Source organism: Xenorhabdus ishibashii, from assembly GCF_002632755.1.
GTDB lineage: Bacteria > Pseudomonadota > Gammaproteobacteria > Enterobacterales > Enterobacteriaceae > Xenorhabdus > Xenorhabdus ishibashii.
Genome location: NZ_NJAK01000001.1, coordinates 3,146,901 through 3,162,368 on the forward strand (window position 1 = coordinate 3,146,901; position 15,468 = coordinate 3,162,368).

18 protein-coding genes, 2 pseudogenes and 1 riboswitch are annotated in these 15,468 nt (G+C 39.1%); of the genes and pseudogenes, 14 read left to right on the plus strand and 6 right to left on the minus strand.

Annotation, left to right across the window (positions count from 1 at the left end):
* Positions 1-67: 67 nt before the first annotated feature.
* Positions 68-370 (minus strand): annotated as a pseudogene (locus Xish_RS14855) (site-specific integrase); the annotation flags it as partial.
* 137 nt (positions 371-507) lie between these two features.
* Here Xish_RS14855 and Xish_RS14860 point away from each other — a divergent pair.
* From Xish_RS14860 to Xish_RS14900, 8 genes and pseudogenes are all read left to right on the plus strand, one after another.
* The gene (locus Xish_RS14860) at positions 508-1,278 is read left to right on the plus strand and encodes a phage minor tail protein L (RefSeq protein ID WP_099118499.1); all 771 of its coding nucleotides are present in this window, start codon (positions 508-510) and stop codon (positions 1,276-1,278) included.
* A gap of 2 nt (positions 1,279-1,280) precedes the next feature.
* Positions 1,281-1,646 (plus strand): annotated as a pseudogene (locus Xish_RS14865) (C40 family peptidase); the annotation flags it as partial.
* Positions 1,647-1,760: 114 nt separating this feature from the next.
* Entirely contained in the window at positions 1,761-2,105 is a 345-nt protein-coding gene (locus Xish_RS14870) for a hypothetical protein (RefSeq protein WP_244186063.1), read from the plus strand.
* 76 nt (positions 2,106-2,181) lie between these two features.
* Positions 2,182-2,634, plus strand: a complete 453-nt coding sequence (locus Xish_RS14875) for a tail assembly protein (protein ID WP_099118500.1) — start codon at positions 2,182-2,184, stop codon at positions 2,632-2,634.
* A gap of 378 nt (positions 2,635-3,012) precedes the next feature.
* Positions 3,013-3,267, plus strand: a complete 255-nt coding sequence (locus tag Xish_RS14885; protein ID WP_099118501.1) for a type II toxin-antitoxin system RelB/DinJ family antitoxin — start codon at positions 3,013-3,015, stop codon at positions 3,265-3,267.
* A complete protein-coding gene (locus Xish_RS14890; protein WP_099118502.1) occupies positions 3,257-3,550 on the plus strand; it encodes a type II toxin-antitoxin system RelE family toxin in 294 nt (97 codons plus the stop codon). The genes Xish_RS14885 and Xish_RS14890 overlap by 11 nt, the downstream gene beginning before the upstream one ends.
* An 86-nt stretch (positions 3,551-3,636) precedes the next feature.
* Entirely contained in the window at positions 3,637-3,960 is a 324-nt protein-coding gene (locus tag Xish_RS19420; protein WP_141553986.1) for a phage tail protein, read from the plus strand.
* Positions 3,961-4,086: 126 nt separating this feature from the next.
* Entirely contained in the window at positions 4,087-4,470 is a 384-nt protein-coding gene (locus Xish_RS14900; protein WP_099118503.1) for a putative signal transducing protein, read from the plus strand.
* Between the two features lie 394 nt (positions 4,471-4,864).
* Here the strand turns inward: Xish_RS14900 and Xish_RS14905 are convergent, their stop codons facing one another.
* From Xish_RS14905 to Xish_RS18685, 3 genes are all read right to left on the minus strand, one after another.
* Positions 4,865-5,236, minus strand: coding sequence for a hypothetical protein (locus tag Xish_RS14905; RefSeq protein WP_099118504.1), 372 nt, complete (start codon positions 5,234-5,236; stop codon positions 4,865-4,867).
* Positions 5,237-5,368: 132 nt separating this feature from the next.
* Positions 5,369-5,848, minus strand: a complete 480-nt coding sequence (locus tag Xish_RS14910) for a PliI family lysozyme inhibitor of I-type lysozyme (protein WP_099118505.1) — start codon at positions 5,846-5,848, stop codon at positions 5,369-5,371.
* A 273-nt stretch (positions 5,849-6,121) separates the two neighbouring features.
* The gene (locus Xish_RS18685; RefSeq protein WP_167366747.1) at positions 6,122-6,313 is read right to left on the minus strand and encodes a hypothetical protein; all 192 of its coding nucleotides are present in this window, start codon (positions 6,311-6,313) and stop codon (positions 6,122-6,124) included.
* 791 nt (positions 6,314-7,104) lie between these two features.
* On the opposite strand from Xish_RS18685, the gene Xish_RS14920 reads away from it, so the two are divergent.
* Positions 7,105-8,559, plus strand: coding sequence for an alanine/glycine:cation symporter family protein (locus Xish_RS14920; protein ID WP_099118507.1), 1,455 nt, complete (start codon positions 7,105-7,107; stop codon positions 8,557-8,559).
* Between the two features lie 224 nt (positions 8,560-8,783).
* On the plus strand, positions 8,784-9,614 hold the full coding sequence (locus Xish_RS14925) for an N-acetylmuramoyl-L-alanine amidase (protein ID WP_244186143.1): 831 nt from the start codon (positions 8,784-8,786) through the stop codon (positions 9,612-9,614).
* Between the two features lie 118 nt (positions 9,615-9,732).
* On the opposite strand, the gene Xish_RS14930 is transcribed toward Xish_RS14925, so the two are convergent.
* Positions 9,733-10,119 (minus strand): helix-turn-helix domain-containing protein, encoded by a 387-nt coding sequence (locus tag Xish_RS14930; RefSeq protein ID WP_099118784.1) that lies wholly within the window; start codon positions 10,117-10,119, stop codon positions 9,733-9,735.
* Positions 10,120-10,306: 187 nt separating this feature from the next.
* Between Xish_RS14930 and mgrB the strand changes: the two genes are divergently transcribed.
* The 4 genes from mgrB to thiD all read left to right on the plus strand — a co-directional run bounded on the left by mgrB (position 10,307) and on the right by thiD (position 14,271).
* Positions 10,307-10,462 carry a PhoP/PhoQ regulatory lipoprotein MgrB gene (gene mgrB / locus Xish_RS14935; protein ID WP_099118509.1) on the plus strand — a complete coding sequence of 52 codons (156 nt, stop codon included), beginning with the start codon at positions 10,307-10,309 and terminating at the stop codon, positions 10,460-10,462.
* Between the two features lie 304 nt (positions 10,463-10,766).
* Positions 10,767-12,131 carry an amino acid permease gene (locus Xish_RS14940; protein WP_099118510.1) on the plus strand — a complete coding sequence of 455 codons (1,365 nt, stop codon included), beginning with the start codon at positions 10,767-10,769 and terminating at the stop codon, positions 12,129-12,131.
* Between the two features lie 872 nt (positions 12,132-13,003).
* The gene (cspE, locus tag Xish_RS14945; RefSeq protein WP_099118511.1) at positions 13,004-13,213 is read left to right on the plus strand and encodes a transcription antiterminator/RNA stability regulator CspE; all 210 of its coding nucleotides are present in this window, start codon (positions 13,004-13,006) and stop codon (positions 13,211-13,213) included.
* A 123-nt stretch (positions 13,214-13,336) separates the two neighbouring features.
* A riboswitch (TPP riboswitch) is annotated at positions 13,337-13,429 on the plus strand.
* A 41-nt stretch (positions 13,430-13,470) separates the two neighbouring features.
* Entirely contained in the window at positions 13,471-14,271 is an 801-nt protein-coding gene (gene thiD, locus Xish_RS14950; protein WP_208614861.1) for a bifunctional hydroxymethylpyrimidine kinase/phosphomethylpyrimidine kinase, read from the plus strand.
* 61 nt (positions 14,272-14,332) lie between these two features.
* Here the strand turns inward: thiD and fbaB are convergent, their stop codons facing one another.
* Positions 14,333-15,382, minus strand: coding sequence for a class I fructose-bisphosphate aldolase (fbaB, locus tag Xish_RS14955; RefSeq protein WP_099118513.1), 1,050 nt, complete (start codon positions 15,380-15,382; stop codon positions 14,333-14,335).
* Positions 15,383-15,468 lie beyond the last annotated feature (86 nt).

Consider the following 15,468-nt stretch of genomic DNA (forward strand, 5'->3'; position numbering starts at 1 on the left):
GTTTTATTATAACGTGAGTAACGGTTATCAAAAAGTTATCAAAACAATTTATCAAAACTCAGGTATTTTAGATCACAATTTTTATCCAATCTTTACCGCGGTCATCGTGATATTTATCGGTCTGTTGTTGTGTTTTGTGCCCTAATAAATCCTTCGTTTTAATACCCTGTTCGCGATATAGGCGTTCTGACAATGAACGCTGTTCGTGGAAAGAGGCAGGAGTTCCTTCCCCCCAATCAATTTCTGCTTTATCGCGTGCTTTTTTGAAATTTGTCGTTAGTGTATTGGCCGTTACTTTTCCTCCACGTTTAGATTGCGATGTAGTGTGAAAATAGTGAACTAAATAGGGACTAACAACACGATCACGGCAGGCCAGCATTCTGGCTAAACAGCGCACCCAAGATCTGCATGACGCCATCGAGTCCGACCCGTACCGCAAGGCCACACATGCCCGTTTAGAAGCCGAAAAGCAGTTGCAGCGCCAGATTGCGGACAGGGCTATACAGAATGCCGAAGAGGTTGAGCGCCGTAAACAGGATATTGCGGCGAAATATCCAAAAACTGGAGCCGGGTAATACTATCCGGTTGTATGAAGTGGATGGAACCGCGTTCGGTGCAGACGTTTTGCGCTTCCATGCTTACGGTATTCCCCTCACACCTGACGAAATTGAGGCAGCAAAGCATAAACCCAAACCGAAATCTATTTGGTGGCAAGGAGAAGAATATGGTGCGTGGCCTGTTAAAATGGAGGGGCTGGAGATGTCCAGTGACGGACAGTCAGCCCATCCGAAATTAACCATCGCTAACCTCAACGGGGTCGTGACAGCGCTTTGCTTGCGATTTGACGACATGGTTCAGGCTAAGGTGATTATTCATGACACTTTTGTGCATTATCTGGATGCGGTGAACTTTCCAGAGGGGAACCCGACCACCAACCCCGAACAGGAGCGGAAACAGGTTTTCTATGTTGACCGAAAAGAGTCAGAAACAGATGTATCGGTCACATTCGAGCTGGCCAGTCCTGCTGATTTGGAAGGACTCAGAATACCCACGCGACAAATCCATAGCTTGTGCACATGGTGCTCACGGGGCTGGTATCGCACAGGGAAGGGCTGTGATTATGCCGGAAACCGTTACTTTGATGAAAACGATAATCCGGTTGATGATCCCAGTAAAGACAGATGCTCCGGCTTACTCAGGGCGTGTAAGTTGCGATTTTGTGAAGATGAATCTTTACCATTTGGCGGTTTTCCCGGCGCGGCATTAATCAGGCGGTGACGATGCGTGACAATACATTACAGGCAATCTTTGCACACGCCAAATCAGAATATCCCAACGAATGCTGTGGCGTGATTGCTCAAAAAAGTCGTGTAGAAAAATACTTTCCTTGTAAAAACTTAGCCCTCAACCCCACCGAACAATTTCACCTTGCCCCACTTGATTATGCCAAAGCTAGCGAATGGGGCACGATTACCGGCATCGTTCATAGCCACCCGGACGCCACCACCCAGCCGAGTGAACTGGATGCTGCCCAATGTGATACCACTGAACTACCGTGGCATATTGTCAGTTGGCCGGAAGGTGATTTCAGGACTATCTACCCACGCGGTGAATTGCCGTTGGTGGGTCGCCCATTCGTGTTGGGTATGGTGGGTATTGGAAAGACAGAACTGTGAAGATGCTGCGATATGAGAAATTGCATAAATAATAAATCATAACTAGCATGGAGAAATATTACCGAAGAAATAAAAGGGGTAAGGATGAATAGGGTATTAATTGTTGTGTTTTTTGGATTATCACTAGTGGCTTGTAAGCCTACAGAAAAAGACTTTATTAACATAGGCGAATCTATTGTTAGAGATAACCTCAAAGATCCAGATAGTGCAAAATTTGATTCATTCTACCCCTCGCAAGATGAATCAGATGGTTATGTATGTGGGATGGTTAATGCCAAAAATACATATGGTGGGTACACAGGGAAAAAACCATATTATGTTTATATTGAAACCAAAGGCGGTAAGCTAAAACATCATGGACCTGTAGTTATAGTGGACGATGATGACCAAGCTGGCTTGGAGAATTTCAGATTGTTATGTAAGAAATAATAACGCAATCCTATTGCTTAAGCTTCTTTTCAGTCCAACCAACCCTCTTCGGAGGGTTTTTTTATAGGTGAATAATATGGCTTTTATCGATACCCCCGTGCGCACCGTGCGCTTACATGGCACTCTTATTTCCCGCTTCGGCAAAGAATTTCAATATAAAGCACGGGATGCCCGACATGCTATTAACGCCATGCGTAACCTGTTACCCGGTTTTGAAAAATATATGACCGAGGCGCATAAAAAAGGGCTAACGTTTTCTATTTTTGTGGGTGACAGAAATATCAGTCAGGATGAACTTGAGATGACAAAAGGCACGGAAGATATTCATATCCTGCCTGTCATTATTGGTAGTAAACGCGCGGGATTATTTCAGACTATTTTAGGTGTGGCATTAGTTGCTATTGCAGCATACGCAACAGGTGGTGTTGGAGCGGCATTTGCCGCCCAAGGATTTTGGGGAGGAGCAGCGATGGTGGGCGCATCAATGGCACTCGGTGGCGTTGTCCAAATGTTACCAGCGATGTACTGAGGGTGATCTACTGAAATGGCAAGAAGAGGATACTATTTTCTAGGGATTATAGGAGGTTAGATGGAATGTAATTTTATATTTCATGAATCAATCAAACTAGCTGCATGGCAACAGCTCAAAGAAGTTTTCGCTACCAACCAACCCCAACGTATCATCAAAATGTGCTAATAGAGTAAGGTGAATACTGGAAAAAGTAACGGAACATATTCAAGTTAAACCTGTTCAAAAGGATAATTGGAAGGTGCTACACAAACTGAGAATTCCAAACTGTCCATTCTAACTCTAAGCCACGGCTGGCGTAAATTCCCACAAAACCCATTGTATTATAGATTAAATAGCATACAATGTAATACAAATGTAATTACATATGGTGATGCTATGAGCACAATTCAGATTAGAGTGGATGAAGAACTTAAAAAAAGTGCTTATCAGGCACTTGAAAAAATGAACCTTTCTCCTTCCGATGCAATGCGGCTCTTCTTACGCTATGTAGCAGAAAATGAGAAACTGCCGTTCACAGAAGTATCTGTGATGGTCTCGGAGCAAGACGAAGATGAGGATATTCTTGATGTCGTGAGGGAGCGCTTAAAAAATCCCGCTAAACGCATCCGGGTAAATATCGATGAAATTTAACATTGAGTTTGACGAGCGTGCTTTAAAGGAATGGCATAAGCTGGATAATACCATCCGTGAGCAGTTTAAAAAGAAACTACGGAAGCTACAAGATAACCCTTATATCGAGTCAGCCAGATTACATGGTGATTTAGTTGACTGTTTTAAAATAAAACTTCGTTCTTCTGGATTTCGCCTTGTCTATCAGGTGATAGATGAAGATATTGTGATTTGGGTGATAGCGGTAGGCATAAGAGAAGACTCGAAAGCCTATAAGATAGCCAGCGAACGAATTGCACGATAAGCCATAAATTTATAACTAACCCGCCCGCGCGGGTTTTTCATTTCTAAGGCCGCTTAATTGCGGTTTTTTCATTTATAGGTACTCATATGTCTATTGAGGAATTTAAATGGCGCACTCAAATTCAGGATTCGCCCAGCGGTGAATTTAAACACCGAATTAAATCGATTGAGTTTAGGGATGGTTACAAACAAATTTCTGCTGATGATATTAACCCAGAAAGTCAATCGTGGTCTTACTCTTATATCGGCGTGAAAGAAGAGGTGTGGTTCGAAGCCGCAGACCTAATTATTAAGGGAATGGAAGGTGCTATTGCTGCCAAGACTGTGACTTACGATTTTGAACGCCTGATGGATGTCTCTAAGTTTCTTAAATGTATCGATTTATGTGATGCTATTATTTCTTATGTGTGATAGTCACTAACAGAAACAGATAATGATTGCTTAATGGTCCCCGTTGTTTTTACTATTAAACAATGAAGTGAGATAATGCAATGATAGGCTATACTGATCTATAAATCATCTCATCATGGTGTACTTATGTGGAATAGTCATCCTCAGAGAGGAAATATGCGGTTATTAGTGAACTTTCTATCGCCAATAGATGCCCATATTGTCTTGGGCAGGATGTTATCAGAAGATATTTATGCAGTAGTAATAGATGAAGATATTGTATGGAATAACTACATGTATTCTCAGGCATTTGGTGGTGTTAAACTGCTTGTTTATCATGCTGATATAGAACGCGCAAAAGCGATACTTACTGAAATTGAGGATAATAAGTTTTTGTTAGATAAAACAGAATCTAATCAGAGCAATAAAGAGAAATCACCGTTTCAATATTATTTCTCTGTATCAATAAATACTTTTTTAGTACTTTTATTGTTTTTAATGTTGGGTATAGCATTGCCATTGAAAAACTAAAATAATCGATTATAGATATTATGTGAAATACATCACAATGGCGATCCTATTTACGATTTGTATAATTTCCATTATATTTAAAGATGGTTATTTAGGTAGTCGCCTTATTTCATTGTAAAACAGTTCATCATTATACGTTAACCATGTATAAGCATTGTTTGCTTTCCAGAAGTCTTTATTAAATCACTTTTTGACTGAATCATCTATGAAAGGAATGTATTACAGGAATAAGTGTATACAACTAATAGATATTCTTTAATTTCCACTCCACATGGTATAGAGCTAAATATATAAAATAATAGTATGACAGTAATTAAACACTGGCAGCAATATAGCTTGAACGGAAAGTGTTAGTAAAGTAGAGCGACAATATAGTATGTCGCTCTACAAGATCTTATTTTGTACTGTTAGATAGGGCATGTTTTGTTTGTACTTTACATGCCTTAACAGATTTATCCAATGATTCGTCAAAATGGCGTGTGCTTGGGAAGACTTGTTTATTTTTTCTGACTTCTGTGACAGTTTGTTTGATAGATGCAATAAATTCATCCTTGTTACTATGGATCTCTTTAAGATCAAATCCCTTACCAGTTAATTCATTGAATGCCTTTTGCGCTATCGTGTCGGGTGAGTCATGAGTTTTAAATGCTTCTACAGAGGCTTTCCCAAATAAGTTACAATAAGTTTCTGCGGTTTTATCTGCGTTAGCATGTGCGGCATATGAGAAGAATGGGGCAAGGAAAATTGGTAATAAAAGATGTTTCATGATTTCCTCTTGATCGACTATATCACGATAGTAGTGATAACTTTAACAGGAACGACAACATTAACAATAGTACATAATTCAACGTTTGCGTTGAATCCCAAAGGATAGAAATTTTAAGTGAGGAGATGGTTATTAAGGCTTTTGCTCTATGCATTTTCCTCTTTTACATATTGCTCGGAGTGACTTGATAGGATCATTTTTTCCATTTATATAGATGCGGCTGATAAGTTTGACATTTTTCTTGGTAATCTTAAGTGCATCGACTTCAAGATAATTTCCAGAGCCTGCACTAAGTTTGGAAACAATGAGCTCTTTGGCACCATCACTATCAATATCAGCAAATTTTATCCTCGGAGTGCCATTATCTTCAAATACTGAACCATCACGTTTAAATACACCTCCAGTTTCAAAGTCTATGAGATCTTTATCCTTAAAAATAGCAATGGAGTAGCTGCCAATTGAGGCACTTTCCAGATCACCAGTGGACAGGACGGCAAATCGTTTATCGGGTAATTGAATCAGTTTACCTTCTCCTGCACTGGCAGGTGTTGATAACATTAGGGTAATTAGGGTAGGGATAGCAATAGTTTTCATCATGTTATTTATAGGCATGAGTAATGCTCCGTTTTTAATCAATGTATAGGTGTGATTTATATCGTAGCACGAATTTGGGAAGACTATATTCTTAACGGTAATGGTAGCCCGATAGCTATTTAATATTGAGTATATAGATATGAAAGATGATATAGATTATTGAGGATATAGTATAAAATCCCCCAAAAAAACATTAGATTATCTTATTGTTTTATTATGGTAGGGGTTATGGAGTTAGCATCAACGGGAGTCATGGCTCCCGTTTTTATTAACCTCGACATATATTGGACTCTATGTGCTATTTTTTTCTATTTTTTCCACAATTTTATTGTACTCTTTCCAAACAACAGATACTGGTGAGCTCAAACAGCAGATAGAGATTGAACCACCTGTTGCAGGGTGATATTCATACTTTGATTTTCCTCTGTAAACTCTCTTGGGCAGTATGTTGTCTGCGGGATTTTTTCTTTTTCGCTCTAACATCAATTATAACCTCACTTTCAGATTATCTGATGACCAGATAGTGGATTATTAACATGTTACCAAATTGTTATTGTTGTTTCCTATTGTAAAAATAACAACTGAAAATTTTAATATGCAATGGTAGCTTTTTCCAACTATCACAGTGTTAAAATTTAATAATCTCATCTTAAGTGAAATATTACCATATGTTTTTGTAAATATAGGAAATTTCAATATTAAATTTTGTAATTACCCCATTTTTTTTAATGAATTTGGTTATTACTACATTAGTGATATGGCAATACGTGATTATCTAAATTTTTCTATGCATTTTGTTTGGCATGATATTAATAATCTCCAGTTAACATATGCTCTATATGTTGTAGGCATTGGTGTAGGTATTAGATTGATGCTGTTTTTGGTATGTTGTATTTTGGTTGCCAACTGGTTTCGTATTTTAAGTATGATTGTTAATTTGTTTATGTTTCTTGCTTATATATGGGAAGAAAATTATTGCGTATTTTTTGCGCTAAAAATGTAATTAAGTGGCTTGAAATAAGAAATGAAGCGCTTATGAATATCAAGGTAAAAGTTCAATAATACTAAAGTAAATGTAAAAATTTCATTAAAAGTTACCCATTGAAATAAATATTGTGTTACATTCTTTCTGTTTTAATGGCTCGTATCTCTGTATATGAAAAATACAGAATTATGTTACCTGTTAATTATAAAAGGAATTAAGTTCAATAAAATTTCGCCGAATACGGCATTATGGTCAGCTAATGTTTGCTAATTAGTAAGGGGAAAATATCTTGACGGATCTGATTAACTTCATTAACAACATTCTTTGGGACTATGTACTGATATACCTTCTCCTTGGGGTTGGTCTTTACTTCACACTGCGTTCTGGTTTTATACAACTTCGCCACTTCGGCCACATGTTTTCGGTTCTGAGAAAAAGTAATAAGTCGGATGATTCTGGCATTTCATCTTTTCAGGCCTTGTGTACCAGTCTTGCTGCTCGTGTAGGAACCGGTAACTTAGCCGGTGTTGCCATTGCAATTACTGCCGGTGGACCAGGGGCTATTTTCTGGATGTGGGTAGTGGCATTTATTGGTATGGCGACTGCCTTTGTGGAAAGCACGCTTGCCCAGTTGTACAAGACGAAAGACGATCAAGGAAATTATCGCGGTGGCCCGGCTTACTACATGGAAAAAGGGTTGAAGAAGCGATGGATGGGGATTCTGTTTTCATTCTTCCTTATTATCGCGTTTGGTCTTGTATTTAATGCCGTTCAGGCAAATTCAATTGCGGAAGCGGCCGCCTTTGCCTTTAATATTAAGCCTATTTATGTCGGTATCATATTAGTTATCATCAGTGGCATCATAATTTTCGGTGGGTTGCGTTCTATCGCTCGGGTCGCGGAAATTGTTGTACCGTTTATGGCGATTGCTTATTTTATCCTGGCAATTTGGGTTGTTGGCCACAATATTGAACGTATCCCAGCGGTATTTGCACTGGTTATTAAGAGTGCCTTTGGCATTCAGGAAGCGATAGCGGGAACATTAGGCTACGGTATTTCCCAGGCAATGCTTCAGGGCGTTCAACGCGGATTATTCTCGAATGAAGCGGGAATGGGTTCTGCGCCAAATGCAGCGGCATCAGCTTCTCCATATCCACCACACCCAGCCTCTCAGGGATATGTGCAGATGTTGGGGGTATTTATGGATACCATCGTCATCTGTAGTGCGACGGCTATGATTATCCTCTCTTCCGGCGTTCTTAACGAAAATGTTACTGCGATCAGTGGGATTGAGTTAACTCAGCGAGCATTGTCATCCGCTGTTGGACATTGGGGAACAATGTTCGTTGCAATTGCTATTTTCTTCTTTGCCTTCACGTCGATTATTGCCAATTACGCTTATGCTGAAAGCAACATGATATTCCTGGAGCGTAACCATACTGCTGGCTTATTTATTCTGCGGTTGGCTGCATTGGGTATGGTGATGTTTGGTACATTGGCGGACGTACCTCTGGTTTGGAATATGGCTAACCTATCAATGGCGTGTATGGCTATTGTTAACTTGATTGCCATACTTATGTTGTCAGGTATCGCGATGAAACTGGCGAAAGACTATAACCAGCAGAGAAAATCAGGCAAATTACCAACATTCAATATTAATAGCTACCCAGAGATCCAACAGCAAGTTGAAAAAGGTATTTGGGATAATGATGCACCGCATAACAGTAAGAAGAGTAATTGCTGATACTGAAATGTCTATGTAGTCTATCTATAAGATATCTGTAACACAAGATGACGCGTATCAAGTAATTTTATTAGCCAGCTATTCGTTCGTTCCACGGATAGCTGGCTTTTATTTGTTTTTAAAAACATGCGGATAAGTATAAGAACACCACATCTCTTTTTGTTTCATCTAATATATAATCATTCTAATGTTATCTTTTTCTGCAAAATAGCTGACCGATCATGATAAAACGATTAGTAATATGCATATTTATCACATTGTTGATTGGTTGTTCTTATTCCCCTAAGCAAGAAGATAGAAATGGTTACATTGTTGACTATTCCTATCCTTATTCGACCAAGCAAGATATTGACTCAATTAGATTTCTTGTCCTTCACTATACTGCATTAGGTGATAAAAGCTCTTTACGGGAATTAACGGGAGGGCGTGTTAGTAGTCATTACCTTATCCCTTCGCAACCGAGGTATGAGGATAAGGAGCCGATTATTTTCCAATTGGTTGCAGAAAAGGAAAGAGCATGGCATGCGGGGAAGAGTGAGTGGAATGGATACCAAAGTTTAAACCGCTATTCTATCGGTATTGAAATTGTTAATTGCGGATTCAAACAAGAATTTATTAAAAAAGAATGGTGTTTATATCACCCATCACAAATTGATGCAGTCATCAGATTGGCAAAGGATATTATTCATAGGTATAAGATCCAGGCTGTGAACGTTGTGGGCCATAGCGATATCGCACCACTGAGAAAAAAAGATCCAGGGCCTGTTTTCCCGTGGCGTGAGCTTTATGAACAGGGAATTGGTGCTTGGCCTGATCATACAACAGTGAATAAATATCTGGCTGGTAGGGCACCGGATATGCCAGCATCAGTGATATCCATTCAGAAAGTACTGTCCCTTTATGGTTATAGTATCCCTCAAACGGGCGTTTTGGATAGTGCCACACATAAAACTATTCAAGCATTTCAGATGCATTTTCGCCCGTCAAACATTAGTGGGATTCCCGATGCAGAAACGGAAGCGATAGCCCTGGCATTGATCGAAAAATACCAATAACAGCTTATGCTCAATATATAGAAATAGAGTGATGTTTTTCGGAAAGATAAAGTAAATGCTGGATATAAATAAATTGGGCATGGCGGCCATGAATAATGGCCGCTAACGATACCAAATTTTATGATTCGCAGTTGTAAGTTAGATGTAGTGGAAGCTTAACTTCAAGTTCAATATCTGTACTTTGGCGAAAATCATAAGGTGTAATGCCATACTCTTTACGGAACATATAAGTGAAATGGGATTGAGAGCCAAAACCGAAATCCAGGGCAATATCAAAAATAGGCAAGGAACTATTTTTCAACAGATAAACAGCGCCAGCCAAGCGTCGTTGACGGATGTACTTCCCAAGAGATATGCCGGTAACTTCCTTGAATATTTTCTGCATATGCCAAAGTGAATAGCCAGAATAAGCAGCAAGCTCTTCAAGATGAATGACACGGCCAAGATGGTTTTCTATCCATTTGCTCAGTGCGCATACAAGTGCTAAGTGGTTATCTTGTGCCATTACAATTTTAAATTGGTTGAAGGTTGGGGGGAAGTATACACAACTTCTTTTCAAGATGACAAAATCCATCATTAGTAGGGAAAATAGTGAATAGATTAAAAACTTTAATACACTAGCATCACTCTATCGTATGATAACTTACTATAATATTTTATTATAAAGTTAACTACAATGAAATAATCCTAAGGTGACCTCATTGAATACTAAAAAAATCCTTTTAACTCTATGTTCGATATTGATAGGTTTGTTTTTGTATTTGTTAGCGTTGGATGTACATTGTGAGCAAGGTAATGATGTATTTGAATTAGGCGTTTGTTCCATCACCCGATACTTACCTTTTTAACAATCAAACATTATTCTGCCTGCATGTGTGTTAATATGCATCTGTAGTATTCATTATTTGTAAATGATGTTTTAATATCCACTTGATACGAATTAACAAACTCAATATTGCGTTAAATCAGTACATAATTCAGCCACCACAATATGTTGAAGGAATTATGTTGAGGAAATTTAAACTCAGCAGATTTTGCTAAATTTGAGAAGAGTAGGAGAATTTCTGACTCTATTCAGGTACAAAGGTTCAAAATAACAAATAAAACAACTTCTAATGAGACGGGTTCTAAGCATCGTAAAAAGAGGATTAGATGGCAGAACAACTAGAACAACAATCTACGCTTAAGCGTGGTTTAAAAAACAGGCATATTCAGCTTATTGCTCTTGGCGGTGCAGTAGGAACGGGATTATTTTTGGGTATTGCCCAAACCATTAAAATGGCAGGGCCTTCAGTGCTTCTTGGGTATGCGGTCGGCGGATTTATCGCATTTTTAATTATGCGCCAACTGGGTGAGATGGTTGTTGAAGAGCCAGTAGCCGGGTCATTTAGCCACTTTGCTTATAAATATTGGGGAAGCTTTGCCGGTTTTTTATCAGGCTGGAATTACTGGGCGATGTTTATTTTGGTTGGCATGGCAGAATTAACGGCTGTTGGTATGTATATCCAATATTGGTGGCCGGAAGTTCCAACCTGGGTTTCTGCCGCAATATTCTTTATACTGATTAATCTCGTCAATCTAATTAATGTTCGGTTATATGGTGAAACCGAATTTTGGTTCTCTATTATTAAAGTCAGTGCCATCATTGGGATGATTATCTTTGGGAGTTATTTGCTGATTAGCGGTAATGGTGGCCCACAGGCAAGTATCACCAACTTATGGCAGCAGGGTGGCTTTATGCCAAATGGGATTTCTGGCTTGATTATGGCGTTGGCTGTGATCATGTTTTCATTTGGTGGCCTGGAGATGGTAGGCATTACCGCAGCAGAAGCAGAAAATCCTGAGAAAAATATCCCAAAAGCAACTAACCAGGTTGTTTATCGAATCTTGCTGTTTTATATCGGTTCATTGGCTATTTTGCTGTCGCTGTATCCGTGGACGAAGGTTGTAGAAGGTGGTAGCCCATTCGTTTTGATCTTCCATGATCTGGATAACTTTTGGGTAGCTAATATGTTGAATGTGGTGGTACTAACGGCGGCGTTGTCTGTTTATAACAGTGGCGTGTATTGTAATAGTCGGATGTTGTATGGTTTGGCTAAACAAGGTAATGCACCTCGTGTACTCACAAAAGTTAACAAACGTAATGTACCTGTCTTATCTATTGGTTTATCAGCACTGGCAACATCAATTGGTGTATTGATTAACTATGTTATGCCTGGTAAGGCATTTGAATTATTGATGGCATTAGTCGTAACAACTCTGGTCATCAACTGGATTATGATTTGTTGTGCTCATTTGAAATTCCGTTCAGCCAAAGATAAAGAAGGTGTCAAGACGAAATTTCAGGCACTGTGGTATCCATTTGGGAACTATCTGTGCTTGGCATTCCTGGCATTCGTTCTCATCGTTATTTTAATGATGCCACCAATTCGCATTTCAGTTATCTTGATGCCATTTTGGATTGGTATTTTATGGGTTGGCTATTTGATTGTTCACTCAAAGAAAGCCAAAAGATAAATGAATTAGTTGTTAAGCCATGTCACGTTTTTTCAGCCGGGTATTATGTCCGGCTGATTGTTATTGTTAACTACACAAACCAGTATAGCCAGCTAAATAGTACATTACTGTTATTGTGTGTAACTGGAAATATAAATTCCTCAAAGCGAATCGAAGATATTTTCCTTTATCATAGATAAAAGGGTTGTATCATATGATTATGAGTAAATAAATATCATTATCTGGTTAATTCCATTTTAATGAAATATTATTTCTATATTTTTTCTATAATTCAGAATGAGAGTGGCTATACTCTTTTTTGAAAATATAATTTTTTTAAACTTTCCCCCCTCCAATAGCATGCGCTTTCTTTATGGAATCAGTTGATCGTATAAAGATATCCTCAATATATTATAATTGAATGATATTTAATAAATGATAAACAAAAATTAAACTGGTTATATGTAAGGCGGTTATATTGTATGTTCAGAAATAATAAGGGGAATGAGATATAATTTTTATTTTTATCTGAAATTAATTTTTCATAACAATAACTTCCTGATCTACACCATAACAGATATGAAAAATAGTATTATGTATTACCTCTATTAAGGAGGTTTTTTGAGGTGGTTTTTTATTTTTACATTAATTCATGCAGTTATGTTATTTACAGATTGTTTAGAAGTTTCAAGCAGGAATAGAGATTCAGAATTTTAAATATGTGCGTTGGCTCCAGCACCTGAAAAAAATGGCTTGCGATTATATAAAGAGTATGTGATAAAACATATGGGTAAACGAAGTATTGTTCTGTTAAATAAATAATAGTAACTAATACTGGTTTGTTTGTTTTTATGCCAACAGGCTAATAAAGTGATTCAAAGGAAATTTTTGAAATGGCAAAAATCACTGGTACTGTGAAGTGGTTCAACGAGTCTAAAGGTTTTGGTTTTATTACTCCAGCTAATGGTAGCAAAGATGTATTTGTACATTTTTCTGCGATTACGAAAGATGGATTTAAAACATTGTCTGAAGGCCAACGAGTTGAGTTTGAAATTCAGGATGGCCCTAAAGGTCCTGCTGCTGCAAACGTCACAACTTTATAGTAACAAATTTAATTTGTCTGGTATCTGATTACTGGCTAAATATACTTATCGTTAGTTCAGTTTTAATATCTGACAATAACTTATTGCAAATATCACTCTATTAGGGTACTAATAGAGTGATTTTTATTTGACTCGGGGCGTTCTTTATTGAACTGAGAAGTACCCGTATTACCTGATCTGGATAATGCCAGCGTAGGGAAGTCATGGTATCCCTTGTTCCGATACCCGCTTTTCTTTAGCTGGTGACAGGAACCATTATAATGAGAATTAATTCACTCACTATCGCAGGAACCGATCCTAGCGGTGGTGCCGGCATTCAGGCCGATTTAAAAACCTTTTCTGCGCTTGGAGCTTATGGTACGACAGTTGTTACTGCATTGGTTGCACAAAATACACTGGGCGTACAATCAATTTATGAGCTTGATCCTCTTTTTGTTGCTGCTCAGCTAGAATCAGTGCTTTCAGATGTCAGGATAGACAGTGCCAAAATTGGGATGTTGTCAAATGCGGCTAATATCACTGTAGTAGCAGAGTCGTTACATCGTTATCCTATTCCCTACATTGTATTGGATACAGTTATGGTAGCGAAAAGTGGTGATCCTTTGCTATCACCGGAGGCTATTACCACAATGGTAGAGCAATTGCTGCCGATCGTCTCTTTGATTACTCCCAATTTGCCGGAGGCGGCAGCCATATTGAAATGTGATCTTGCTGATACCGAAAATGAAATGTTGCGACAGGGGAGAGCATTATGTTCAATGGGATGTCAGGCAGTGTTATTGAAAGGTGGGCATTTGAATAATGAGGAAAGCCCTGATTGGCTTTTTACCTCGGAAGGGGAGTGGCGTTTTACCGCTCCCAGAGTAAATACACGGCATACTCATGGGACAGGTTGTACTTTGTCGGCAGCACTTGCTGCATTGCGTCCGCGTTATTCTGATTGGCAAAGCACGCTGCCAGTTGCCAAAACATATTTACAAAATGCTCTGACACAGGCGGATAGTTTGCAAGTTGGTCATGGTGTTGGGCCGGTTCACCATTTTCATCAATGGTGGTGAATTCTTGCATAATGGGGATGCAGAGATCCCCATCTTGAAAGTAGTGAACCTAATAACTTGATTAGGCGATGGTAATTTTCTTATCGAGATAAACATCCTGTACGGAGTGGATTAACTCAACGCCTTCTTTCATCGATTTCTTGAACGCTTTGCGGCCAAGGATTAATCCCATCCCTCCGGCACGTTTATTGATAACGGCAGTGCGGACAGAATCACTTAAGTCATTGTTTCCAGAAGCCCCACCTGAATTGATTAATCCAGCGCGCCCCATATAACAGTTAGCAATTTGATAACGGACGAGATCAATCGGATGCTCAGTGGTCAAATTGCTATAGACGCGTTTGTCTGTGTGCCCGAACCCAATAGCAGTATAACCACCATTAGTTTCAGCCATTTTTTGTTTAACGATATCGGCACCGATTGTTGCTGCCAAATGATTCGCCTGACCGGTTAAATCAGCGCTGGTATGGTAATCAACCCCATCTTTCTTGAAAGCGGAGTTGCGCAGATAAGCCCATAATACAGTGACCATGCCGAGTTCGTGAGCGCGTTCAAAAGCGGCTGAAATTTCTTCTATTTGGCGGCGTGATTCGGGAGAGCCATAATAGATTGTTGCACCTACCGCAACGGCACCCATGTTAAATGCCTGTTCGACACTGGCATATAAAGTTTGATCATACTGGGCGGGATAGGTCAAAGTTTCGTTATGATTAAGTTTAACCAGAAACGGGATCTTATGGGCATAACGGCGAGAAACAGACGCCAGAACACCGTAAGTTGAAGCAACACAGTTACAGCCTGCCTCAATCGCCAGCTCAACAATATTTTTGGGATCAAAATAGAGGGGATTGGCAGCGAAAGAAGCGCTGGCGGAATGTTCAACTCCCTGATCTACCGGCAAAATTGAGAGATAACCAGTACCTGCCAAACGTCCATGATTCAATAAGGTTTGCATGGAACGAAGAACAGGATTGGGGCGGTTATTTTCCAGCATTACTCTATCAACAAAATCTGTACCTGGGAGATAGAGATTTTCACGTGGAATGGTATTGCATTGATGTTCCAATAAACTCTCTGCGTCTTTTCCTAACAACTTAACGATATCAGTCATGATTAACTCCAGTTTGCAAAAGGCGCTACTGATTGTTGTTTATATTTGAACTGATCACAAGACAAGTTGAGAGGGAAGCCGCAGTG